The following is a 20,980-nucleotide window of genomic DNA, read 5'->3' as shown; positions in this document are numbered from 1 at the left end:
TTGAGGTGATGCGCCCGCGCACACGCGCATCCCTGCGGCCGCCGCCTGCCGTCAACGTGCAACCACCGCCCCGGCCGAGCGCGCCAATGCGGCCGCCTGCTGATCACCCTTGCGCTCGCTGTAGCGATCCACCAGGTAATCCGAACGGTCCCGCGTGAGCAGAGTGAACTTGACCAGCTCCTCCATCACATCCACCACCCGGTCGTAGTACGCCGAGGGTTTCATCCGCCCGTTCTCGTCGAACTCCTGCCATGCCTTGGCCACCGACGACTGGTTGGGGATGGTCAGCATGCGCATCCACCGCCCCAGCACGCGCAGCGTGTTGACCGTGTTGAACGACTGCGAACCGCCACTGACCTGCATCACCGCCAGCGTCCTGCCCTGCGTCGGGCGCACGCTGCCATCTTCCAGCGGCAGCCAGTCGATCTGGTTCTTGAACACGCCGGTGACCGTGCCGTGACGCTCCGGGCTGATCCAGACCTGGCCTTCGGACCACTGCGACCACGCGCGCAGGCGCTGCACTTCAGGGTGATCGGCGCCGACGCTGTCGAGCATGGGCAGCGCATGCGGATCGAACACCCGGGTCTCGCAGCCGAGGTGGCGCAGCAGGCGCTCGGCCTCCATCGCCAGCTTGCGGCTGAACGACTGCGGACGCAGCGAGCCATACAGCAGCAGGATGCGCGGCGGGTGCGCGCGGCCGGCGCCCAGCAGGGTCGGGTCAGGCTGGGAAAGCGAGGCTTCGGCCAGATTCGGGAGGATGGGACTTGCGATGGATTCATTCATTCGACTATTCTAGAAATATGGAAACGAAAAATGCAATCGCCGCCCTCACCGCCCTTGGCCATGCCACCCGCCTGGCCGCCTTCCGATTGCTGGTGGAAGCCGGCCCGGCCGGCCGCATGGCTGGCGACATCGGCACCGCGCTGCAGGTGCCGCCGGCCACGCTCAGCTTCCATCTGAAGGAGCTGCTGCAGGCCGGGCTGGTCGAGAGCGAGAGCCAGGGCCGCAATGTCTGCTACCGCGCCAACTTCAGTGCCATGACCGGCCTGATCGAGTACCTCACCCACAACTGCTGCGCAGGCTCGCCCGATCCGGCCTGCAGCCCGACGTCCCCTGATTGCGCCTGCTGACCGGAGATCCGCTTCGTGACCACCCAACGCGTCCTGTTCCTGTGCACGGGCAATTCCGCCCGCAGTGTTCTTGCCGAAGCCACGCTGCGGGCGTGGGCCGGCCACCGCTTCGAGGTGTTCAGCGCCGGCAGCCAGCCAGCCGGCGCGGTCAATCCATTCGCCCTTGCCCAGTTGCAGGCCGAGGGCATCGCCACCGCAGGCCTGCGCAGCAAATCGTGGGACGAGTTCGCCGATGCCGCGCCGATGGACCTGGTGATCACGGTCTGCGATGCCGCAGCGGCTGAGGCGTGCCCGGTGGTGTTCGGCGACTTCGTGCGCACGCACTGGGGCCTGCCCGATCCAGCCGCCGTCGAGGGCAGCGCGGATGACAAGGCGGCCGCGTTCGCGCAGGCACATGCCATCGTCAAGGCACGGTTGCTGGCCCTGCTGGCATTGCCCGCTGCCATCTGGTCCGACCGCGGGCAGTTGAAAGACGCGCTGGATCGCATCGGTTTCGTGCAACCCGAGGACGGCCAGGCGTGAGCGCGCCGGCACCGATGGGGTTGTTCGAGCGCTACCTGACGCTGTGGGTGGCGCTGTGCATCGTGGCCGGCACCCTGCTTGGCCACGCACTGCCGCAGCCATTTGCTGCGCTGGCGTCGGCGGAAGTGGCCAAGGTCAACCTGCCCATCGCCGTGCTGATCTGGTTGATGATCATCCCGATGCTGCTGCGGGTCGATTTCAGTGCGATGCGCCAGCTCGGCCAGCACTGGAAAGGCATCGGCGTGACGTTGTTCATCAACTGGGCGGTCAAGCCGTTCTCGATGGCACTGCTGGGCTGGTTGTTCCTGCGCCACGTGTTTGCCGATGCGCTGCCCGCCGCACAGGTCGACAGCTACATCGCCGGGCTGATCCTGCTGGCAGCCGCGCCCTGCACCGCCATGGTGTTCGTGTGGAGCAACCTGTGCCGCGGCGATGCCAATTTCACCCTCAGCCAGGTGGCGTTGAACGACGCCATCATGGTGGTGGCGTATGCACCGGTGGTGGCACTGCTGCTGGGCCTGTCGGCGATCAGCGTGCCGTGGGACACGCTGCTGCTGTCGGTGTCGCTATACATCATCGCGCCGGTGCTGGTGGCCGTACTGCTGCGGCGCTGGCTGCTGGCCCGCGGCGGGCAGGCCGGCCTGCAGTCCGCACTGCGGACGCTGGGGCCGGTTTCGCTGCTGGCCCTGCTGCTGACGCTGGTGCTGCTGTTCGGCTTCCAGGGCGAGCAGATCGTGCGGCAGCCACTGGTCATCGCCATCCTGGCGGTACCGATCCTGATCCAGGTCTACTTCAACTCGGGGCTGGCCTACCTGCTGAACCGCCGCCTGGGGGTCGCCCACTGCGTGGCCGGACCCTCGGCGCTGATCGGCGCCAGCAACTTCTTCGAACTGGCCGTGGCCACCGCCGTGGGCCTGTTCGGCGTGCATTCCGGTGCGGCGCTGGCGACGGTGGTCGGCGTGCTGATCGAAGTGCCGGTGATGCTGTCGGTGGTGCGCATCGTCAATGCGTCGCGCGGGTGGTATGAGCGGCGCTGAGGCAAGGACGCGCCGTACGCCTGTCCGCAGGCTTCCAGCACAGCAGGCCTCAACACCGACTTCACCCGTGATGGGCTTCGATGCCCACACAGGTTCTCGACCGCCATCCACGCTGCCCACCCTGAGGACGTTGCCGTGAACACATCACTTCACTCTCTTGCGAAGCTGGCCGCCCGCGTGCTGCTGATGCTGCTGTTCCTGGTATCGGGCTTGGGCAAGCTGTCCGACCCGGCGGCAACACAGGGCTACATGACGGCGATGGGTCTTCCCGGCATCCTGCTGTGGCCCACCATCCTGTTCGAGATCGGCACGGCCCTGTGCATCCTGCTCGGCTTCCAGACCCGGGCAGTGGCCGCGGTGCTGGCCGCCTTCAGCCTGGTCACGGCCTTCATCTTCCACCACCAGCTGGCCGACCAAGTGCAGCAGATCATGTTCCTGAAGAATCTGGCCATCGCCGGCGGCTTCCTGCTGCTGGCGTGCAGCGGGCCAGGGCGCTACAGCGTGGACGCGAAGCGCGGCAGGCCTTGAGGCAGCGAAGGCGCGGCATCATGCCGCGCCGCCATTGCCCTCACCCCTTCTTCGGCGATGCCGTCGAGCCCCGCACCATCAGGCTGAACTCCAGCGTCTGCTGACGCGGCACGTCGACCTGTTCGATGATGGCGAGCAGCAGGTTGACCGCGCGCTCGCCGATCTCCCGCATCGGCTGCCTGATGGTCGTCAACGGAGGCGTCAGGTAACGCGATGACGCCAGGTCATCGAAGCCAACGATGGACAGGTCATCGGGCACGCGGACGCCCAGATCGCGGCAGGCTGCCAGGGTGCCCAGCGCCATCTGGTCGCTGAAGCAGAAGATCGCGGTGGGCGCCGGCGCGACGGCCAACAGTGCCATCGCGGCCGCATGACCGGACTCCACCGAAAAGTCACCCGGCACGACGCTGAGGTGGCGCAGGCGGCCACGCGCCCTGCCGGCGGCGCGAACCCCTTCCAGCCGTTGCGTGTGCAGCGGATTGTCGGGCGGTCCGCCTACCACGGCGATCCGCTCATGCCCCAGGCCGTACAGGTGTTCCATCACCGCGCGTGCAGCGGCGGCGTTGTCGATATGGACGCTGGGGATGCCCAGCGCGGGATCGAACTCGCACCCGTTCACCACCGGCGCAGCATCGCCCTGCTGCCGGACGATGTCGCGTGCCGTGGGCGGCAGGCGATGCCCCAGCACGATCAGGCCATCGGCCTCGTTGCGCCGGAGCATCTGCGCGTAACGCTCCTCGCGCTCGGGCAGGTTCTGGGTATCGCCCAGCAGGACGGCGTAGCCGACGGCCTGCGCCGCGTCCTCCGCGCCCTGCAGGATCTGCGCGAAGAACGGGTTGGCGATGTCCGGCACAGTGACCAGGATCTTGCCGCTGCGCTGGGTCTTGAGCGTCCTCGCCACCGTGTTGGGGACATAGCCCAGCGCGGCGGCAGCCTGCTCGATACGCGTGCGCGTGGCGGGCAGGACTTTGTCCGGCCGGGAAAGTGCCCGCGACACCGTCCCGGCAGAGACGCCGACGTGCTTTGCGATGTCGTAGATGGTCGCCATGGCGTTAGTTCTCCTGTCCGCTGTGCAGTGCACAACAGGTCCTGCGTGAGCCCCTGCTAGGATAATGCAATCGATTGCATCGAGGGCGAATCACGTTGAAGACGCTCAAGGGTCCAGCGCTGTTCCTGGCGCAGTTCATCGGCGACACAGCTCCTTTTGATCGGCTGGACACGCTGGCCGGATGGGCCGCGGGGCTGGGCTATTCTGGCCTACAAGTGCCGACCAGCGCGCCCCACCTGTTCGATCTGGCCGAGGCGGCGCACAGCCAAGATTACTGCGACGACATCGCCGGCATGCTGGCCGGACATGGCGTGCAGATCACCGAGCTGTCCACCCATCTGCAGGGGCAGCTGGTCGCCGTCCATCCCGCCTATGACGCGCTGTTTGACGGATTCGCACCGCCGGACAAACGCGGTGATCCTGCCGCACGCCAAGCCTGGGCGGTGCAGCAGCTGCTGCTGGCCGCCAAAGCCAGCCAACGCCTGGGCCTGACCGCGCATGCCACGTTCTCCGGCGCGCTGGCCTGGCCGTATTTCTATCCGTGGCCGCAACGTCCGCCTGGTCTTGTGGAAGAAGCCTTCGCCGAACTCGGCCGCCGCTGGCGCCCCATCCTGGATGCGTTCGACGCATGCGGCGTGGACCTGTGCTTCGAGATCCACCCGGGCGAGGATCTGCATGACGGTGCCACCTTCGAGCGCTTCCTCGACGTGGTGGACCACCATCCCCGCGCGAAGATCCTGTACGACCCCAGCCATATGCTGCTGCAGCAGATGGACTACCTCGGCTTCATCGACCGCTACCACGCGCGCATCGGCATCTTCCACGTCAAGGATGCGGAGTACCACGCCAGTGCCAGCAGTGGCGTGTATGGCGGCTACCAGGACTGGATCGATCGTCCAGGCCGGTTCCGTTCACTCGGCGATGGGCAGATCGACTTCAAGGCGATCTTTTCGAAATTCGCGCAGTACGACTTCCCCGGCTGGGCAGTGCTGGAGTGGGAGTGCTGCCTGAAGCACCCGGAAGACGGTGCACGGGAAGGAGCCGCTTTCATCCGCGACCACATCATCCGCGTGACCGAGCGCGCCTTCGACGACTTTGCCGACAGCGGCACGGACGCCGCTTCACTGCACCGCATGCTGGGAATCTGAGCCGATACCGCCCCGGGAGGGCAAGCCATGACGCACGCGATGTCGCGCTTGGGCGCGATGATGTTTCTGCAGTTCTTCATATGGGGCGCGTGGTTCGTGACCCTTGGCACCTACCTGGTGCAGGGGCCGTTGCAGGCCAGCGCAAGCCAGGTGGCGACGGCCTTCCTCAGCCAGTCCATCGGCGCCATCGTGGCCCCCTTCCTGGTCGGCCTGATCGCGGATCGCTACTTCGCCGCCCAGCGCATCCTCGCGGTACTTCACCTGGCCGGCGCGGCGCTGATGTGGCTGGCGTCCACGGCGACGGACTTCAACACGTTCTTCGCCTGCGTGATGGGCTACATGTTGCTGTTCATGCCGACGCTGGCATTGGCCAACAGCGTGGCGATGCGGCACATGCAATCGCCCGAGAAACAATTTCCCCCGGTGCGCGTGGCCGGCAGCATCGGCTGGATCGTGGCCGGTGTGCTGATCGGCTGGCTGGGCTGGGAGCAGGCGCACCGGCTTGAGTTGACCTTCCGGATGGCGGCGATGGCGTCGCTGGCCCTCGGTCTGTACGCGTTCACCCTGCCGCACACACCGCCGCTGGCGCAGCAGCGCGACGCCGGGCTGGGGCAGATCCTGGGGCTGGATTCGCTGCGGCTGTTGAAGTCGCGCTCCTACCTGGTGTTCTTCCTGGCCTCCATCGCCATCTGCATCCCGCTGTCGTTCTACTACAACTTCACCAACCCCTATCTCAATGATCTGGGCGTGCGCGGCGCGGCCGGCCTGCAATCCCTGGGGCAGGTCTCCGAAGTGCTGCTGATGCTGGCCATGCCGTTCCTGTTCGTGCGGCTGGGGGTGAAGACGATGCTGGCGGTCGGCATGGCCGCATGGGTGGTGCGTTACGCCATGTTCGCCTTTGGCGATGCGGGTGGCGGCTTCTCGCTGCTGGTGATCGGCATCGTGCTGCACGGCATCTGCTACGACTTCTTCTTCGTCACCGGCCAGATCTACACCGATGCGCATGCCGGCCCCGCCGCGCGCAGCAGCGCGCAGGGCTTCATCACCCTGGCCACGTACGGCGTGGGCATGTTGATCGGCACGTTCCTGTCCGGCGCGGTGGTGGAGCACTACACCACCGCGGCGGGCCCGGACTGGCAACGGATCTGGCTGTTCCCCGCAGGCGTCGCGCTGGTCGTGCTGATCGCCTTCCTGTTGCTGTTCCGCGACCGGCCGGTGGTCGCGGCCGCGCCTTCCACTCGCTGAGGATCTCGACCGATGCCCACACCTGGAATCGCCATCGTCGGCACGGGCATGATCGCTGCCGTGCATCGCCGCGCGGCGCTGTTGGCCGGCGCCGATATCCGTGGCGTGGCCGCCTCCTCCCCGCAACGCGCGCTTGAGGTGGCGCAGTCGTGGGGTGTTCCGCGTGCCTATCGGGACATCGAGGAGGTGGTCGCCGATCCACAGGTGCAGGTCGTGCACATCTGCACGCCCAACCACCTGCACCGCTCCATGGCCGAGGCCGCGCTGGAAGCCGGCAAGCACGTGGTCTGCGAGAAGCCGCTGGCGACCACGCTGGAGGATGCGCAGGCGCTGGCGGCACTGGCTGCCTCGACCGGACTGATCGCCACGGTGCCCTTCGTCTACCGCTACCACCCGGTGGTCCGCGAGGCGCGTGCACGCATCGCGCAGGGCGAACTGGGGCCGCTGCACCTGATCCATGGCAGCTACCTGCAGGACTGGCTGCTGGACCCGGCCAGCAACAACTGGCGCGTGGACCCGGCACTGGGCGGTACATCGCGCGTGTTTGCCGACATCGGCTCGCACTGGTGCGACCTGGTGGAATGGGTCAGCGGCGAGCGTTTCACCGAGGTCAGCGCGGCGTTCGACACGGTGATCGCACAACGCAGCACCGACACCGGGCAGAGCTTCACCACAGCGGTGGCCGGCGGCGCGATGCAGGCGGTGGCGAGTGAGGACGTGGCGGCGGCCATGTTCCGGACCGGTGCCGGCACGCTGGCGTCATTGACGGTCAGCCAGGTCTCGGCCGGACGCCATAACCGCCTCTGGTTCGAGATCGATGGCGCCAGGGCCAGCGTGGCGTTCAACCAGGAAGACGCCGAGCGCCTGTGGATCGGCCTGCCCGAACAGCGCGAGGAAGTCTTCGTGCGTGGTCCCGGGGCCGGCAGTGCCGAACAGCGCCGGTTGTCGCTGTTGCCGGCCGGGCACGCGCAGGGCTACGGCCATTGTTTCGAAGCATTTGTTGCTGATACCTATCGCGCCATCGAAGGCGAGCGGCCTGAGGGCCTGCCCACCTTCGAAGACGGCGTTCGCTCGGCGCAGATTGTCGATCGTGTCATTGCATCGGCCAGGACGCGCGCCTGGACCGCCATCGGTTGAATCCCCGGAGGATCTGTTGATGAACATCCCTGTTCGTAGAGCTGCGACCCTCGCAGTGCTGCTGCTCGCTGCCCTGCCTGCCTTGGCACTCGAAGCTCCGGGCCCGCAGAAGCCGATCGCGGTGCAGATGTACACGCTGCGCAACGCCGGCCCGCTCGACCAGCAGTTGAAGATCGTCCACGACGCCGGCGTGCACGCGGTGGAAACGGTGGGCACGCAGGGCGTCAGCGCCACCGAACTGAAGCAGTTGCTGGACCGGTATTCGATCAAGGCGATTTCGTCGCACGTGCCATTGGCCGAGCTGCGCAAGGACCTGGATGGCGTGGTGGCCTTCAACCGGTCGATCGGCAACACCACGCTGGTGGTGCCTTACCTGGATGCGAAGGATCGGCCAACCGACGCCGCGGGCTGGACCGCACTGGGCCAGGAGCTTGGCAGGATCGCGAAACAGGTACGTGCCAAAGGCATGCGCCTGGCCTACCACAACCACGATTTCGAGCTGGTCGACTTCAATGGCAGGACCGGCCTGGAACTGCTGTTCGCAGCCGCCGGGCCCGACCTGCAGACCGAGCTGGACCTGGCCTGGGTCGCCCGTGCGGGCCTCGATCCGGCGGTGATGCTGGCAACGTTCCGCGGTCGGCTGTTCGCGGTACACGCCAAGGACAATGCACCCAAGGGCCAAGCCGAAGACGAGGGTGGCTTCGCCGCCGTGGGCCAGGGCGTGCTGGACTGGAAGACCATCCTGCCTGCCGCAGCCGCTGCCGGCGTGCACTGGTACATCGTCGAGCACGACCAGCCACGCGACCCGGCCAAGGTCATCCAGACCGGCGCGGACTACCTGCGTGAACACCTGACCGTCACCCTGCCCGCCAGCGCGCAGCGCTAGCCCGCAAAGGAGCCCCTTCTTGAAGACGATGCTGAAACTGGCTGTGATGGCATGTGGCGCAACGCTGGCGAGCAGCGCGTGGTGCAAGGACGACCCTGCCGCCGGTGCCAAGCTCTACACCGCGAACTGCACGGCCTGCCACGGCGCCGACCGCGCAGGCATGCCGGGCGCATTCCCCGCGCTTACCGACGTCAGCAAGCGCCTGCAACCGGCGCAGATCAAGGACAAGATCAGGAAGGGCGGCGGATTGATGCCGCCCTTCGCTCAGCTCTCACAACAGGAGATCGATGACATCACCAGTTTCCTGGCGAAGTAGCAGGCAGCCATTACAACTCGCGCACCCAGATGTTGCGGTAGCTGACCTTGGAATCATGCTCCTGCAGATAGAGCGGTGCGCACGCATGTGGCGCGTACGAAGGCGCGCCGATGTACTCGGTCTTGCCCGCCAGCACGGTATCGTCCTGCACCAGCACGCCGTTGTGCAGCACGGTGATGCGCGCGGGCGAGGTGAGCCCGCCCCCCGGCGAGAAGCGCGGCGCCTTCCAGAGGATGTCGTAGGCCTGCCACTCGCCCGGTGCACGCGAGGCGTTCACCAACGGCATGGCCTGCTTGTAGATCGAGCCCGCCTGGCCGTTGGCATAGGTCGGGTTGTTGTAACTGTCGAGCACCTGCAGCTCATATAGTTCCTGCAGGAAGATACCGCTGTTGCCCCGGTTCTGGCCGTCGAAGCCCTTCGTATCGGTGGGCGTGCGCCACTCGACATGCAACTGGATGTCGCAGAAGCGTTGCCTGGTGCGGATGCCCTTGCTGCCCGGAACGATGGTCATGGCGCCATCGGCAACCTTCCAGGGCACACGCCCGCCCTGCTCCGCTTCCCACGCGGAGACATCCCTGCCATCGAACAGCACGATCGCGTCGGAGGGAGCTCTGCCCGGAGGCGTGGCCACCACTGCGGGCACTGGCGTCCACACTTCGGTCTTCTTTGGATCGCGCGCAGGATCGGCACCGGCCTGCGCGAATGCGGGCGCTACCACCAGCAGGCCGGCGGCAAGCAACAGCGGGCGGATGATCATGGCGTTCTCCATCAGCCGGTCCCCCATGCAGGTGTGCCGGGAACATAGGCGAGGTCGCCGTCATAGCGACCCGGCACGGCAACGTAGCGCAGCACTTCGGTTGCGCCGACCTTCGAGGTGAAGAAGCCGAAGATGGCCAACTGCTTGATCATCGTGAAGTAGTGCGGCATCACTTCTCCTGCCTCGGCAGTGCCGGTTTCGGTTACCTCGACCGCGTGCTTTCTGGCCTCCGCATCCAGCACGCGCAGCAGCTCGGTGCGGGCCTGCGGCGCGAGTGAAACGAAGCGGCCGCCGGCGCGTTTGTCGATATCGGCCAGGCCGGCGCGGAACGTCGCCTGCTGCCGGGCGGTGTAGCAGTCGCTGACGAACGTCGCCATGAAAGCTCCGGTGCCGGCATCCTTGGCCCCCGGCGTCTTCGTGCGCGGCAGGATGGTCTCGGCGATCTCATCCAGCGTGCCGACATCGGCGTCGGAGAAGTGGATCTTCTTAGCAGCAGCCTGCGCCTGCCCCTGCGCAAGCGCAGGCAGGCCAACCATGGCCGCGCCGGTGGCGGCGACGATCATCTTCAGCAGTTCGCGGCGATCCATCAGAGGTTCCCCGCTTTCAGTTCGCGCACGGCGTGGTCGGCGGCGCGCGCGGTCAACGCCATGTAGGTCAGCGACGGATTCACGCAGGCGCTGGAGGTCATGCAGGCACCGTCGGTCACATAGACGTTGGGCGCATCCCATACCTGGTTGTGCTGGTTCAGCACGGACGTCCTGCGGTCACGGCCCATGCGCGCGGTCCCCATCTCATGGATGCCCTTGCCCGGGGCGTAGTCGTTGTCGTGCATCTCCACGTCCTTGACGCCAGCCGCCTCCAGCATCTCGGCGGCATCGGCGGCCATGTCCTTGCGCATCGCCAGTTCGTTGGCGCGCATGGCTACGTCCATCGCCAGTACCGGCAGCCCCCACTTGTCCTTGCGGTCCCGATCCAGGCGGATCGTATTGTCGTGGTGCGGCAGCATTTCGCCGAAGCCGGTCATGCCGATGCGCCAGTCACCCGGCACGGTCAGCGCCTCCTTCAGGTCGGCACCGATGTTCAGTTCGGCGATCTCGCGCGACCAGCCGGTGCGGCTGGCGCCGCCCTGGTAGCCAAACCCGCGCAGGTAACCGCGCTTGTCAGTGGCGACGTTGCGGAACCGCGGAATATAGAAACCGCAGGGACGACGCCCGAAGTAGTACTTGTCCTCGTAGCCCTCGACCCGGCCGGAGGCGCCCGCACCGAAGTGATGGTCCATCACGTTGTGCCCGAGCTCGCCGGACGAAGAGCCCAGCCCGCCTTCCCACACATCGGTGGCCGAGTTCATCAGCAGCCAGGTCGAGTTGAAGGAGGACGCGTTGAGGAAGATCACCTTGGCGGTGTACTGGTAGGTCTGCCCGGTCTCTGCGTCGATGACCTCCACGCCGCGCGCACGCTTGCGGTCCTTGTCGTAGAGCACTTCCTTGACGATCGAGAAGGGCCGCAGGGTCAGGTTGCCGGTTTTCATCGCCGCCGGCAGCGTCGCTGCCTGGGTCGAGAAGTAGGCGCCGAAGGGGCAGCCCAGGATGCACTTGTTGCGGTACTGGCAGTTGACGCGGCCCTGCTCGGGCATGGGCTTGGTGATGTTGGCGGTACGCGAGTGGATCATGTGGCGCGTTCCGCCGAAGGCCTTCTTGATACGCGCGGCCACATCCTTCTCGACGACGTTCAAGGGAATCGGCGGCAGGAACTCGCCGTCCGGCAACACATCCAGTCCCTCACGCGTGCCGGCGATGCCGGCGAACTTCTCCACATGGTCGTACCAGGGGGCGATGTCGGCGTAGCGGATCGGCCAGTCGGTGGCGATGCCGTCCTTCAGATTCGCTTCGAAATCCAGGTCAGAGAAGCGATAACTCTGACGGCCCCACATCAGCGAACGGCCACCCACGTGGTAGCCGCGGAACCAGTCGAATCGTTTCGTCTCGATGTAGGGCGATTCCTGTTCGTCGGCCCACATGCCCTGCAGGTTCTCGGCCAGCGCGTAGTCGCGCATCAATACCGGGAAGGCAGCCTTCATCGCCTGTGTAGGCCGGTTGCGATGCGGAAAATCCCACGGCTCCTTCATCGCGTTGACGTAGTCCTTGACGTGCTCGATGTTGCGTCCGCGTTCCAGCATCAGGACCTTCAGGCCCTTCTCGGTCAATTCCTTCGCCGCCCAACCGCCACTGATTCCCGAGCCAACAACGATGGCGTCGTAATGATTGTCTGCCATGGATCTCTCACCTGGTGGATATCGTTTCAGACGTCGCAGAGGCGGATCGCCTCGCGCAGCGAGCCGACGGGATCCGGCGCTGCAGGCATGAATTCCTGCGCCAGATAACCATCGAAACCGGTGTCGCGGATCGCGCGACAGATGGCGGGGTAATTGAGCTCCTGCTGGTCCCCGATCTCATGCCGTCCAGGCACGCCGGCGGTGTGGTAATGCTTGAAGCAGGCGTGGTGCCTGCCGATGGTGGCGATGATGTCGCCCTCCATGATCTGCATGTGGTAGATGTCGTACAGCAGGCCGAAGTTGTCCGAGCCAAGCCGCTTGCACAGCGCCACGCCCCAAGCGGAGTGGTCGCACAGGTAGTCGCGATGATCGACCCTGGAGTTGAGCAGCTCCATCACCAGCACCACGCCACGTTTCTCGGCATGCCCGAGGATGCGCTTGAGGCCAGCCTCGGCGTTGGCCATGCTCTCCTGCGGGTCCATGCCGTTGCGGTTGCCGGAAAAGCAGATGAGGTTGCGATAGCCGGCATCGGCGACCAGATCGATGTGCCGCGTGTAGCGCTCCACCAGCTGGTCGTGGAACTCGCGGCCGGCAAAGCCCTTGGTGAGACCCAGCTCGGCGCCGTTGCACATCGAGCTGTAGACGCCATGGGCCTTCAGCGTGGGCCAATCCTCCGGGCCCACCAGGTCAATGGCGGCAAAACCGATGCCCTTCACCGTCTGGCAGAGCTGGGCGACCGACAGCTGCGGGAAGGTCCAGCGGGCCACGGAATGCTTCAGGTTGCCCTTGAGCGGCGCAGTGGCTGCAAACGCAGGCAGAACGCCCGCAGCGCCGAGGCCGAGACTGCCGGCAACCGCGATGCGCAGCGCATCGCGTCGCGTGAGCCCCGGGCCCGGTCTGATCGAATGGATGGACATCCACTTTCCGGCCTCCCAACCGGTATCAAACGCTGACGATTTCGCTGCAATGCAATCGATTGCACCATGGAGAGGAAATTGTTTTTTTGCAAGACGCAGTGCACGAAAGTCCATGCTGCGGGGCACAACGGCAAGGCCGATTCCGGCATTACCGCAGCCGGGCGGATGCAGGTACGCGGCGCACCGATGCGTCGCGAACGAAGGCGCGTGGCTCAAGGCGTTTCGCGTGCATCCCGCGCTCGGGCCAGCGCGCGCAGGTGTTGATGCCAGCGCGGCTCGAATTCCGCATAGCTGCCGATCAGCTGCTGGAATGCCGCAGGATCTTCACGACGGTGCAGAAGCAGCAGGGCTTGCCGACGATGGGCCTGGCCATCGCCCTCCATCAGGAAGTGGACCAGGCTCCACCACGCCAGGTAATAGCCGTTCACGTGCTCGGCGACCGGCGGCCCGCTGTCCTCCACCAGTTGGCGCAGGGTGGGCAGCAGCGCATTTTCAAGGCTGGGGCGCCCGGCGCTGTCGAACCGCAGTTCGCCCAGCTACCAGACCGGATAGCTGGCCGGGTCCGGCGCGCCCACGTGCAGCACTCCGCCTGAAAGCCGGCTGGCGCCGAAGTAGCAGGCCATGCCTTCGTTCATCCAGCGCTGCGGCGACAGACCACTGGCCTCGGCGAGCAGCTGATGGGTCACTTCATGCAGCATCCACTGATGGGGCGCGTCACCCTCGCCCGGGTAGGCAAAAGCATGGGGCCGACGGTAGTACGCCTCGGCCCATGGGCTGCTGCGGTTGTGTGCCTTGAAGTCGGCCTGATCGCGATACAGCACCAACTGAAAGGGCCCGGTGGTGCCGTGCTGCCCCACGGTCATGGCATAGGACCGGTGCAGCGCTTCCACGGCCATGCCGACCGCAGCGGTCTGTTCCGGGGTCGCTGAGCTGTGGATGATGAAATGCGGAGTGCGCGACACCGTCGCAGGCAGACCCGGTGGCGCGACCGCAGGCGCTTCGCGCTGACCAGCGCCGCTACCGGCGTCGCCGCAGCCGCCGAGAATCAGCAGCAGGGCCACGCGGGCAAGGCGGATGGGCGTCATGTGCGCCCACGCTACAACAAAAAACCCCGGCGGGCGCTGGGCCTTGCCGGGGTTCTGCAGGCCGGAGCCTGGCGGGAATCAGAACGGAATATCGTCGTCAGCGAAATCATCCATCGGCGGCGCCGACTGTTGCGGCTGCTGCTGCGGACGCTGCTGGCCGTAGCCGCCGCCCTGGTTGCCGCCCTGGTTGTAACCACCGCCCTGGCCGCCACGCGCGTTGCCGCCGCCGCCACCACCGCCGTACTCCTGGCGCGGGGCCTGCTGGCGCTGCGGACGCTCGCCGCCGCCGAAGTTGCCACCACCGCCGCCACCGCCGCCTTCACCGCGACCGCCCAGCATCTGCATTTCGTCGGCGATGATGTCGGTGGAGTACTTCTCCACGCCGTCCTGGCCGGTGTACTTGTCGTAACGCAGGCTGCCTTCGACGTACACCGAGCTGCCCTTGCGCAGGTATTCGCCGGCGATCTCGCCGAGCTTGCCGAAGAACACCACGCGGTGCCACTCGGTACGCTCCTGCTGGTTGCCATCCTTGTCCTTGCGGACGCTGGTGGTGGCCAGGCTGATACGGGTGATCGCCATGCCGCCCTGGGTGTACTTCACGTCCGGGTCGTTGCCGAGGTTGCCGACCAGGATGACTTTGTTGATGCCGCGCGCCATAGATGGGTTCTTCCGTTGTCCGGGGCTGCTCCAGTGATAGCACACCCAGCGGGGTGCCGATACGCTGGACCGCCCACGGTTGAGAATGGGGGATATCGGAACGGGTCATCTTACCATTCCTGCCAGCCCCACCCCGTCGGGAAATCGCTGGATCTGCGTCGGATCCAGCCGCGATCGAGGTCCGGCAGGCGCGGCTCAGGCGCCGGCAGGCCGCGCCCGATCCAGGCCGGTGATGCGGGTGACCTCCCCCACCGCGACCACCTTCGGCCCCTCATGGCAGTGGAAGCGCAGGCCAGGCCGGATCCGTGGCCGATGGACCTGTAGCCGCAGCGTGTCATTCAGCACCGACATCCTCGCCAGCAGCATCTGGTCAACCGGCAGCGACACATCGCAGGCCCAGCTGTCGCCGCTGGGCAGCACGAAGTCGGGCCAGATCATGAACAGCTCCAGCTCGCCTGATCGCTCGGCGTAGGCGAAATCCCAGCGGATGCCGTTCCTCGGCGGGCTGAGGCGACCGCCTTCATCAGCTCGCAGGATCCGGATGCGGGCCTCGAAGTCATCGGCGACCGGGTACAGGCGATACGTCACAGCGCAGCTCCAACGGTGATGCCACCCAGTGTGGCAGCCGGGGCCAAGCGCCGGCCAGCAGCACCGCCGCCCACCCATGGCATCATTCCCCGATCATCCCCCTTCCGGCCCCCATGACCATCAAAGGCAAAGCCACCTCCCTGGACATCGCCCACCTGGCCGGGGTCTCCCAGCCCACGGTGTCGCGGGCCCTGCGCGGCAGCCCGATGGTCAACGCCGAGACCCGCGAGCGCATCCTGCGCATCGCCCGCGAGCTGAACTACAAGGTCGACAAGAATGCCTCCAGCCTGCGCCTGCGCAATGCCGGCACCCTGGCCCTGCTGTTCTTCGAGGACCCGACCAATGACGACTCGCTGATCAACCCGTTCTTCCACTCGATGCTGGGCTCGATCACCCGTGCCTGCGCGCTGCACGGGCAGGACCTGCTGGTGTCCTTCCAGCAGCTGTCCACCGACTGGCAGGCCGATTACGAAGACAGCAACAAGGCCGATGGCATCATCCTGCTCGGCTATGGCGACTACCACGAGTCACGCGACCGCCTGCAGCGGCTGGTGGAACAAGGCACCCACTTTGTGCGCTGGGGCGCGGCCCTGCCCGGCCAGCCGGGGGTGTCGATCGGCAGCGACAACTTCCAGGGCGGGCATGACATCACCGCCCACCTGCTGCAACAGGGCTGCCGCCGTATCGCGTTCCTCGGCCATGCCTCCAGCCACTACCCGGAATTCCAGGAGCGCTATCGCGGCCACGTGGAAGCGCTGCGTGCGCATGGGCTGGCCGCCGACCCGGCGCTGCAGCACGATGCGATCACCACCGAGGCATCGGGTCATGAGGCCTGCCTGGCACTGCTGGCCCAGCACCGTTCCATCGACGCGGTCTGTGCAGCCAGCGACCTGATTGCCATCGGCGCGGTGCGCGCCCTGCGCGAGCAGGGCCTGCGGGTGCCGCAGGACGTGGCTGTGACCGGCTTCGATGACATCCCGCTGGCAGCCTCGGTGTCGCCGCCACTGACCACCGTGCAGCAGGACACCAAGCAGGCCGGCCAGCTGCTGGTGGAGAAGCTGCTGGCGCTGATCGGCCGGCAGCCGGTGGAAGGCCAGAGCATCCCGGTGAAGCTGGTGGTGCGCGAGTCGTCGCTGCGCGCATAGCACTTTTGTAGTGCCGAGCCATGCTCGGCAACATGCGTGAGACGCTAGTCCGACGACAGCCGAGCATGGGCTCGGCTCTGCAGGACCTACGCCACTACGCGCCGCCCGGCATGGCCGTGCGTACCGCCATGCTGAACTCATCCAGCAGGAAAGGCTTGGCGATCATCGCCATGCCTTCATCGAGGAAGGCCGCGCGTTCCTGTGCCTTTTCCGCATAGCCGGTCATGAACAGGATCGGCAGCGCTGGCCGCGATTGGCGCGCGATTTCCGCCAGCTGGCGGCCGTTGAGCCCCGGCAGCCCGACATCGGTGACCAGCAGGTCGATGTTCTGCGCCGAAGCCAGGATCGGGATGGCCGCATCCGCATCGCCCACCACCTGGGCGTGATACCCCAGGTCTTCCAGCACCACCGTCACCAGCATCCGTACCTGTTCGTCATCCTCCACCACCAGGATGGACTGGCCGGCACCACGCCGGATCGGCTGCGAGGGTGCAGGCTCGTCCTCCGCCACGGCTTCCGACAACGGAATGAACAACAGCACCGTCGTGCCCTCGCCCAGACTGGACTCGATCGCGATGTGGCCGCCGGACTGCTGCATGAAGCCGTACACCATCGACATGCCCAGGCCCGTGCCCTTTCCGATGGGTTTGGTGGTGAAGAAGGGCTCGAAGGCGCGCTCGACCACTTCCGGCGCCATGCCGGCACCGGTATCGGCCACCGCCACCATCGCGTAGTCGCCTGCGGGCACGGCGGTGTATTGACCTTGGCGAACGCTGACCGCCGATGCGCGCAGGGTCAGATCACCGCCGTGCGGCATCGCATCGCGCGCGTTGATGGCCAGGTTCAACAGCGCGCTTTCGAACTGGTTGGCATCCAGCGTGGCGTGCAACGGCAGCGGCGAGGGCTCGGCGCGGATACGCACGGCTTCGCCCAGGGTGCTGTGCAGCAGGTGCTGTACCGAAACCAGCAGGGTGTTGATCTCCACCGGCCGCGCATCCAGCGACTGCCGTCGGGAGAACGCCAGCAGGCGCTGGGTCAGTGCCGCCGCACGCTGGGCCGAGGCGGTGGCGGTGTCGAGGAAACGTTCGAGGTCGTCGACCCGGCCCATGTCCAGACGCAGGCGCACGATGTCCAGCGCGGACAGGATGCCGGTCAGCATGTTGTTGAAGTCGTGGGCGATGCCGCCGGTCAGCTGGCCGATCGCTTCCATCTTCTGCGACTGCCGCAGTGCGGCGTCGCTGGCCTCGCGCGCCGCCATCTGCGCTTCCAGCTCACGGGTACGCTCGGCCACCATCGCCTCCAGCGCGTGCGCGTGCTGTTGGCTGCTGGCAAGGGCCAGCTTGGCGGCAGTGATATCGGTGACGAAGACATGGAAGCCGTCGATGCGGCCTTCGGCATCCCGGCGCGGCGAGTAACGCACTTCACAGTCCCGGCGCCCGTACACGCGATGCGGCCAGACGATTTCGAACACCGCCTCGCGGCCGGCCAATGCGGCTTCCATCGCCGGCCGACGCTGCTGCCATACCGGCTCGCCGATGACCTCGCGCACGTGCCTGCCGATCACGTCGCCGGTGGCCAGTTCAAACCAGCTTTCGTAGGCCTTGTTGGCGAAGCGGAAACACAGCGCGCGATCGACGAACGCGATCAGCACCGGCATCGCGTCGGCGATCAGGCGCAGTTCGGACTCGCTGCGTGCCAGCGCCGCGCGGCCATCAGCCAATGCGGTGACCTGGTCGCGCACCACGAACTGCTTTGCACGCGCACGCAGCGCACCCTGCACTGCGCTGAGCAGCGACATGCTGCCCAGCGGCCGGTCCATCTCCACCACGTTGATCGAGCCGGGCAGCAGCGGTTCGCGGGTGGAACGCCGGTAGGAACGCGCCGAGCGCAGCAGGATGAACGGAATGTCCGACCAGGCCGGCTGCTGCTGCAGCGCCTGCAGCAGCGCTTCGCTGTCGCGCGCCACTGCTTCCTGGGTCACCACCACCAGCCCGGTGCGGTCATCGAGTTGGCTGGCCAATACCTCCAGACCGGGTGCGATGTGCGGTTTCAGACCCGCGTTGGCCAGCACCGCCGCAATGCTGTCAGCATCGCGGCCGAAGGGAGCAACGATGCGGACAACCGTGCCGCCATCATCGCTATCGGACATTGGACTGGCCCAGCAGCGCTGCGCTGTCGCCGACAAATTCGGGCGTACCGGTGAGGATGCCCTGGAAATCGGCCAGCGCAGCGCTGACCGTGATGCCACGGCCGTCGATCTTCAGTTCGCGGATGGTGTCCTCGTGCGCACCGCCGCGGTTCTTGATCACCGAGATCGCCTTGCGGATGCGTCCCTTGGCTTCGAAGAAGCGGAACAGCACCACCGCATCCGCGATGTAGGACACGTTGAGGCTGCCGGTGGACATGGTGCCAACCAGCCCATGCTGCGGGTTGATCATGAAGGTCGCCACGCCTTTCTGGTTCAGGTAGGACAGCATCTCGTGCAGCTGCAGCATCAGCTGTTTTTCCTGCGGCATGGCGGTCACATAACCGTTGAGGCTGTCGATCACCAGCACGCTGCAGTTGCGTTCTTCCACGGCCTTGCGCAGGTTCCAGGAGAACTCGCCGGGCGATATTTCCGCGGGATCGATCTGCAGGATTTCCAGCAGGCCCGAACGCAGGTGCTTGTCCAGGTCAATATCCAGCGCGGAGGCGCGTGCCAGCAGCGTGCCGACCCGCTCGTCGAATTCGAAGATGCAGCTGCGCTCACCGCGCTCGCAGGCGGCCCACACGTATTGCAGTGCCACGTTGGTCTTGCCGCTGCCGGCCGGACCGGTCAGCAGCGTGGAGGTACCGCGCAGCGGTCCACCGCCCAACAACCGATCGATCTCGTCCACTCCGCTGCTGATGGGCGTTCCGACGAACCGGCCGTGATGCTCGGAGGCGATCAGGCGCGGGAAAATCTGCACGCCGCCACGACGGATCACCATGTCGTGGTAGCCGGCAACGAAATCGACGCCCCGCAGCTTCTGCACCTGCATCCGCCGCCGCGCAGGGCCGAAGTCCAGGGTCAGGCGTTCCAACGACAGCACGCCGTGGCACAGGCTGTGCAGCTGGCCATCGCGCTCATCGCCGGTGGACGTCAGGTCGTCCACCAGGAACACCGTCGCGCTTTTGGGCGCGAAGAACTGCTTGAGTGCGAGGATCTGCCGGCGATAGCGCAGCGAATCCTGTGCCAGCAGGCGCAGTTCCGACAACGAATCGAACACGACGCGCGTCGGCCCGATGCTGTCCACCTTGGACATGATCAGGTTGACCGTCTCGTCCAGCTCCATTTCCCAGGAGTGCAGCACCGACTGCAGGCGGCCGTTGCCCATCGCCCCTTCGGCCGTACCCAGCTCGAACAAGTGCAGGCCGTCCAGCGACCAACCGTGGGCCAACGCCACTTCGCGCAGCTCCTCGGCCGTTTCCGAGAGCGTGATGTACAGGCAGCGCTCGCCGCGTCGCAGGCCTTCCAGCAGGAACTGCAGGGACAGCGTGGTCTTGCCGGAGCCCGGTGGCCCTTCGAGCAGGTACAGCCGCGCCTGCGGCAGCCCGCCGCCAATGATGCTGTCCAGCCCTTCGATTCCGGTTGTGATCCGCATGCGCGCTCGCATTGACTTCGCTGTATGAGGGGCAGAGCGTATCGGCGCCGCTGTCGACGCATTGTGTGATCCAGCGCACCGATGCCAACGCATTCAGGAAGATTTCACGGCGCCCGTCCTGCGCCGCCACCGGAGGCGGCCTATGCGCCAGCTCCACGCCAGCATCAGCACCGCGTACAGCGCCAGCAGCAGCTGCAGCCCCTGCTTGAAGAAGAACAGCAGCGGCAGCCAACCGTAGTCGGCGTCGGCCACTTTCATCTGCAGGCCAGGCGCCAGGCCCAGTGTCGCGGTTTCTCCGCGCAGGCCAGGCCCGACCTCCACAACGGTGATCTTCAGGTGCAGGGCGCCGGCACCCAGCGTAAGTGGCGGGGCCCGTGGCGGCCACCGGAAATCGCTGGGCGGTAACCCGGGTTCGTCCGGCGTGAACTCGCGTGTCACCTCGCCCGAGCCATGCGAACTGACCGGCATCGCCCGATAGAGCGCGTGCCGCCCGTCATGCTCGACCTTCAGCCTGATCGGCTCGCCGGGCGTGCGGAAGCGCAGAAAACCAGCGTGCTCGCTGTTCTGCCAGTCACCGAGCACGGGATCTGGCTGGTCGTACCTGCGCGGCGGCCGCTGGAACGTCAACGACAGCTGCGGCCGACCAGGCAACAGCCGCTCGGTCTCCAGCACCAGCTGCGTGCCTGGTTCCAGCAACAGCGGTGCGGATGCGTAGTGCGTGGCAGTACGGAAATCGGCCAGCGACAGCACCAACCCGATACTGAGCGAGATCAACAGCAACCAGTTGAACCAGAATGCGATGCGCACCGGATGTCCTTTTCCGCGTTGGGCTGAACGAGTATAGCCAGCCCCCTGCGCTGCGCTGACGGGCCACGACTGGCGGCACCATGACCAAAGGGGCATGACGTCGCCCCCGTTCAGCGCGATAAACAGCAGATC

General features: G+C 66.4%; 23 protein-coding genes. 10 read left to right on the top strand and 13 right to left on the bottom strand.

All coding sequences use genetic code 11. The features are described from left to right. Nucleotides 1-51: 51 nt before the first annotated feature. On the bottom strand, nucleotides 52-783 hold the full coding sequence (gene arsH, locus QP457_RS05710) for an arsenical resistance protein ArsH (protein WP_205404994.1): 732 nt from the start codon (nucleotides 781-783) through the stop codon (nucleotides 52-54). Between the two features lie 17 nt (nucleotides 784-800). Here arsH and QP457_RS05705 point away from each other — a divergent pair, with 17 nt between their 5' ends. From QP457_RS05705 to QP457_RS05690, 4 genes are all read left to right on the top strand, one after another. After that, on the top strand, nucleotides 801-1,130 hold the full coding sequence (locus tag QP457_RS05705) for a metalloregulator ArsR/SmtB family transcription factor (protein WP_100551807.1): 330 nt from the start codon (nucleotides 801-803) through the stop codon (nucleotides 1,128-1,130). Between the two features lie 15 nt (nucleotides 1,131-1,145). Then, a complete protein-coding gene (locus QP457_RS05700) occupies nucleotides 1,146-1,652 on the top strand; it encodes an arsenate reductase ArsC (protein WP_205404995.1) in 507 nt (168 codons plus the stop codon). A 14-nt stretch (nucleotides 1,653-1,666) separates the two neighbouring features. Further along, nucleotides 1,667-2,689, top strand: coding sequence for an ACR3 family arsenite efflux transporter (arsB, locus tag QP457_RS05695; protein WP_205405122.1), 1,023 nt, complete (start codon nucleotides 1,667-1,669; stop codon nucleotides 2,687-2,689). Nucleotides 2,690-2,824: 135 nt separating this feature from the next. Further along, the gene (locus QP457_RS05690) at nucleotides 2,825-3,217 is read left to right on the top strand and encodes a DoxX family protein (protein WP_205404996.1); all 393 of its coding nucleotides are present in this window, start codon (nucleotides 2,825-2,827) and stop codon (nucleotides 3,215-3,217) included. Nucleotides 3,218-3,257: 40 nt separating this feature from the next. On the opposite strand, the gene QP457_RS05685 is transcribed toward QP457_RS05690, so the two are convergent. Beyond that, entirely contained in the window at nucleotides 3,258-4,265 is a 1,008-nt protein-coding gene (locus QP457_RS05685) for a LacI family DNA-binding transcriptional regulator (protein WP_205404997.1), read from the bottom strand. Nucleotides 4,266-4,360: 95 nt separating this feature from the next. Between QP457_RS05685 and QP457_RS05680 the strand changes: the two genes are divergently transcribed. Genes QP457_RS05680 through QP457_RS05660 form a run of 5 tightly spaced genes read left to right on the top strand, consistent with a single transcriptional unit; the run spans nucleotide 4,361 to nucleotide 8,997 of the window. After that, nucleotides 4,361-5,413: a sugar phosphate isomerase/epimerase family protein gene (locus tag QP457_RS05680; protein ID WP_205404998.1), complete on the top strand. Its 1,053-nt coding sequence runs from the start codon at nucleotides 4,361-4,363 to the stop codon at nucleotides 5,411-5,413. Nucleotides 5,414-5,440: 27 nt separating this feature from the next. Then, nucleotides 5,441-6,658 carry a nucleoside permease gene (locus QP457_RS05675; RefSeq protein ID WP_205404999.1) on the top strand — a complete coding sequence of 406 codons (1,218 nt, stop codon included), beginning with the start codon at nucleotides 5,441-5,443 and terminating at the stop codon, nucleotides 6,656-6,658. Between the two features lie 12 nt (nucleotides 6,659-6,670). Further along, on the top strand, nucleotides 6,671-7,795 hold the full coding sequence (locus tag QP457_RS05670; protein ID WP_205405000.1) for a Gfo/Idh/MocA family oxidoreductase: 1,125 nt from the start codon (nucleotides 6,671-6,673) through the stop codon (nucleotides 7,793-7,795). A gap of 19 nt (nucleotides 7,796-7,814) precedes the next feature. Further along, nucleotides 7,815-8,681, top strand: coding sequence for a sugar phosphate isomerase/epimerase (locus tag QP457_RS05665; RefSeq protein WP_205405001.1), 867 nt, complete (start codon nucleotides 7,815-7,817; stop codon nucleotides 8,679-8,681). Nucleotides 8,682-8,709: 28 nt separating this feature from the next. Further along, entirely contained in the window at nucleotides 8,710-8,997 is a 288-nt protein-coding gene (locus tag QP457_RS05660; protein ID WP_205405123.1) for a cytochrome c, read from the top strand. Between the two features lie 10 nt (nucleotides 8,998-9,007). Here QP457_RS05660 and QP457_RS05655 read toward each other — a convergent pair whose 3' ends face one another. From QP457_RS05655 to QP457_RS05620, 8 genes are all read right to left on the bottom strand, one after another. After that, on the bottom strand, nucleotides 9,008-9,781 hold the full coding sequence (locus QP457_RS05655; RefSeq protein ID WP_205405002.1) for a DUF1080 domain-containing protein: 774 nt from the start codon (nucleotides 9,779-9,781) through the stop codon (nucleotides 9,008-9,010). Then, nucleotides 9,766-10,341 carry a gluconate 2-dehydrogenase subunit 3 family protein gene (locus tag QP457_RS05650; RefSeq protein ID WP_205405003.1) on the bottom strand — a complete coding sequence of 192 codons (576 nt, stop codon included), beginning with the start codon at nucleotides 10,339-10,341 and terminating at the stop codon, nucleotides 9,766-9,768. Before QP457_RS05650 ends, QP457_RS05655 begins: the two co-directional genes overlap by 16 nt. Then, nucleotides 10,341-12,026 (bottom strand): GMC family oxidoreductase, encoded by a 1,686-nt coding sequence (locus QP457_RS05645; RefSeq protein ID WP_205405004.1) that lies wholly within the window; start codon nucleotides 12,024-12,026, stop codon nucleotides 10,341-10,343. The genes QP457_RS05650 and QP457_RS05645 overlap by 1 nt, the downstream gene beginning before the upstream one ends. 26 nt (nucleotides 12,027-12,052) lie before the next feature. Next, a complete protein-coding gene (locus QP457_RS05640) occupies nucleotides 12,053-12,943 on the bottom strand; it encodes a TIM barrel protein (protein ID WP_205405124.1) in 891 nt (296 codons plus the stop codon). 212 nt (nucleotides 12,944-13,155) lie between these two features. Next, a complete protein-coding gene (locus tag QP457_RS05635; protein WP_205405005.1) occupies nucleotides 13,156-13,404 on the bottom strand; it encodes a hypothetical protein in 249 nt (82 codons plus the stop codon). Between the two features lie 75 nt (nucleotides 13,405-13,479). Next, nucleotides 13,480-14,028 (bottom strand): hypothetical protein, encoded by a 549-nt coding sequence (locus QP457_RS05630; RefSeq protein ID WP_205405006.1) that lies wholly within the window; start codon nucleotides 14,026-14,028, stop codon nucleotides 13,480-13,482. Between the two features lie 78 nt (nucleotides 14,029-14,106). Then, complete coding sequence (locus tag QP457_RS05625; protein WP_205405007.1) at nucleotides 14,107-14,685, bottom strand: single-stranded DNA-binding protein; 579 nt, start codon at nucleotides 14,683-14,685, stop codon at nucleotides 14,107-14,109. A 195-nt stretch (nucleotides 14,686-14,880) separates the two neighbouring features. Then, nucleotides 14,881-15,273, bottom strand: a complete 393-nt coding sequence (locus QP457_RS05620) for a hypothetical protein (protein ID WP_180163850.1) — start codon at nucleotides 15,271-15,273, stop codon at nucleotides 14,881-14,883. 113 nt (nucleotides 15,274-15,386) lie between these two features. On the opposite strand from QP457_RS05620, the gene QP457_RS05615 reads away from it, so the two are divergent. After that, entirely contained in the window at nucleotides 15,387-16,418 is a 1,032-nt protein-coding gene (locus tag QP457_RS05615) for a LacI family DNA-binding transcriptional regulator (protein ID WP_180163848.1), read from the top strand. Nucleotides 16,419-16,512: 94 nt separating this feature from the next. Here the strand turns inward: QP457_RS05615 and QP457_RS05610 are convergent, their stop codons facing one another. The 3 genes from QP457_RS05610 to QP457_RS05600 form a co-directional block, all read right to left on the bottom strand. Next, complete coding sequence (locus QP457_RS05610) at nucleotides 16,513-18,567, bottom strand: PAS domain-containing sensor histidine kinase (RefSeq protein WP_205405008.1); 2,055 nt, start codon at nucleotides 18,565-18,567, stop codon at nucleotides 16,513-16,515. Beyond that, complete coding sequence (locus QP457_RS05605; protein WP_180163844.1) at nucleotides 18,557-20,053, bottom strand: ATPase domain-containing protein; 1,497 nt, start codon at nucleotides 20,051-20,053, stop codon at nucleotides 18,557-18,559. The genes QP457_RS05610 and QP457_RS05605 overlap by 11 nt, the downstream gene beginning before the upstream one ends. 81 nt (nucleotides 20,054-20,134) lie before the next feature. Continuing rightward, nucleotides 20,135-20,821 (bottom strand): hypothetical protein, encoded by a 687-nt coding sequence (locus QP457_RS05600; protein ID WP_205405009.1) that lies wholly within the window; start codon nucleotides 20,819-20,821, stop codon nucleotides 20,135-20,137. Between the last annotated feature and the right edge of the window lie 159 nt (nucleotides 20,822-20,980).

The organism is Stenotrophomonas sp. As-7, from assembly GCF_030291015.1.
Lineage (GTDB): Bacteria > Pseudomonadota > Gammaproteobacteria > Xanthomonadales > Xanthomonadaceae > Stenotrophomonas > Stenotrophomonas lactitubi.
Note: the sequence above shows the minus strand (reverse complement) of the source record. Positions and strands in the feature narration are given on the sequence as shown.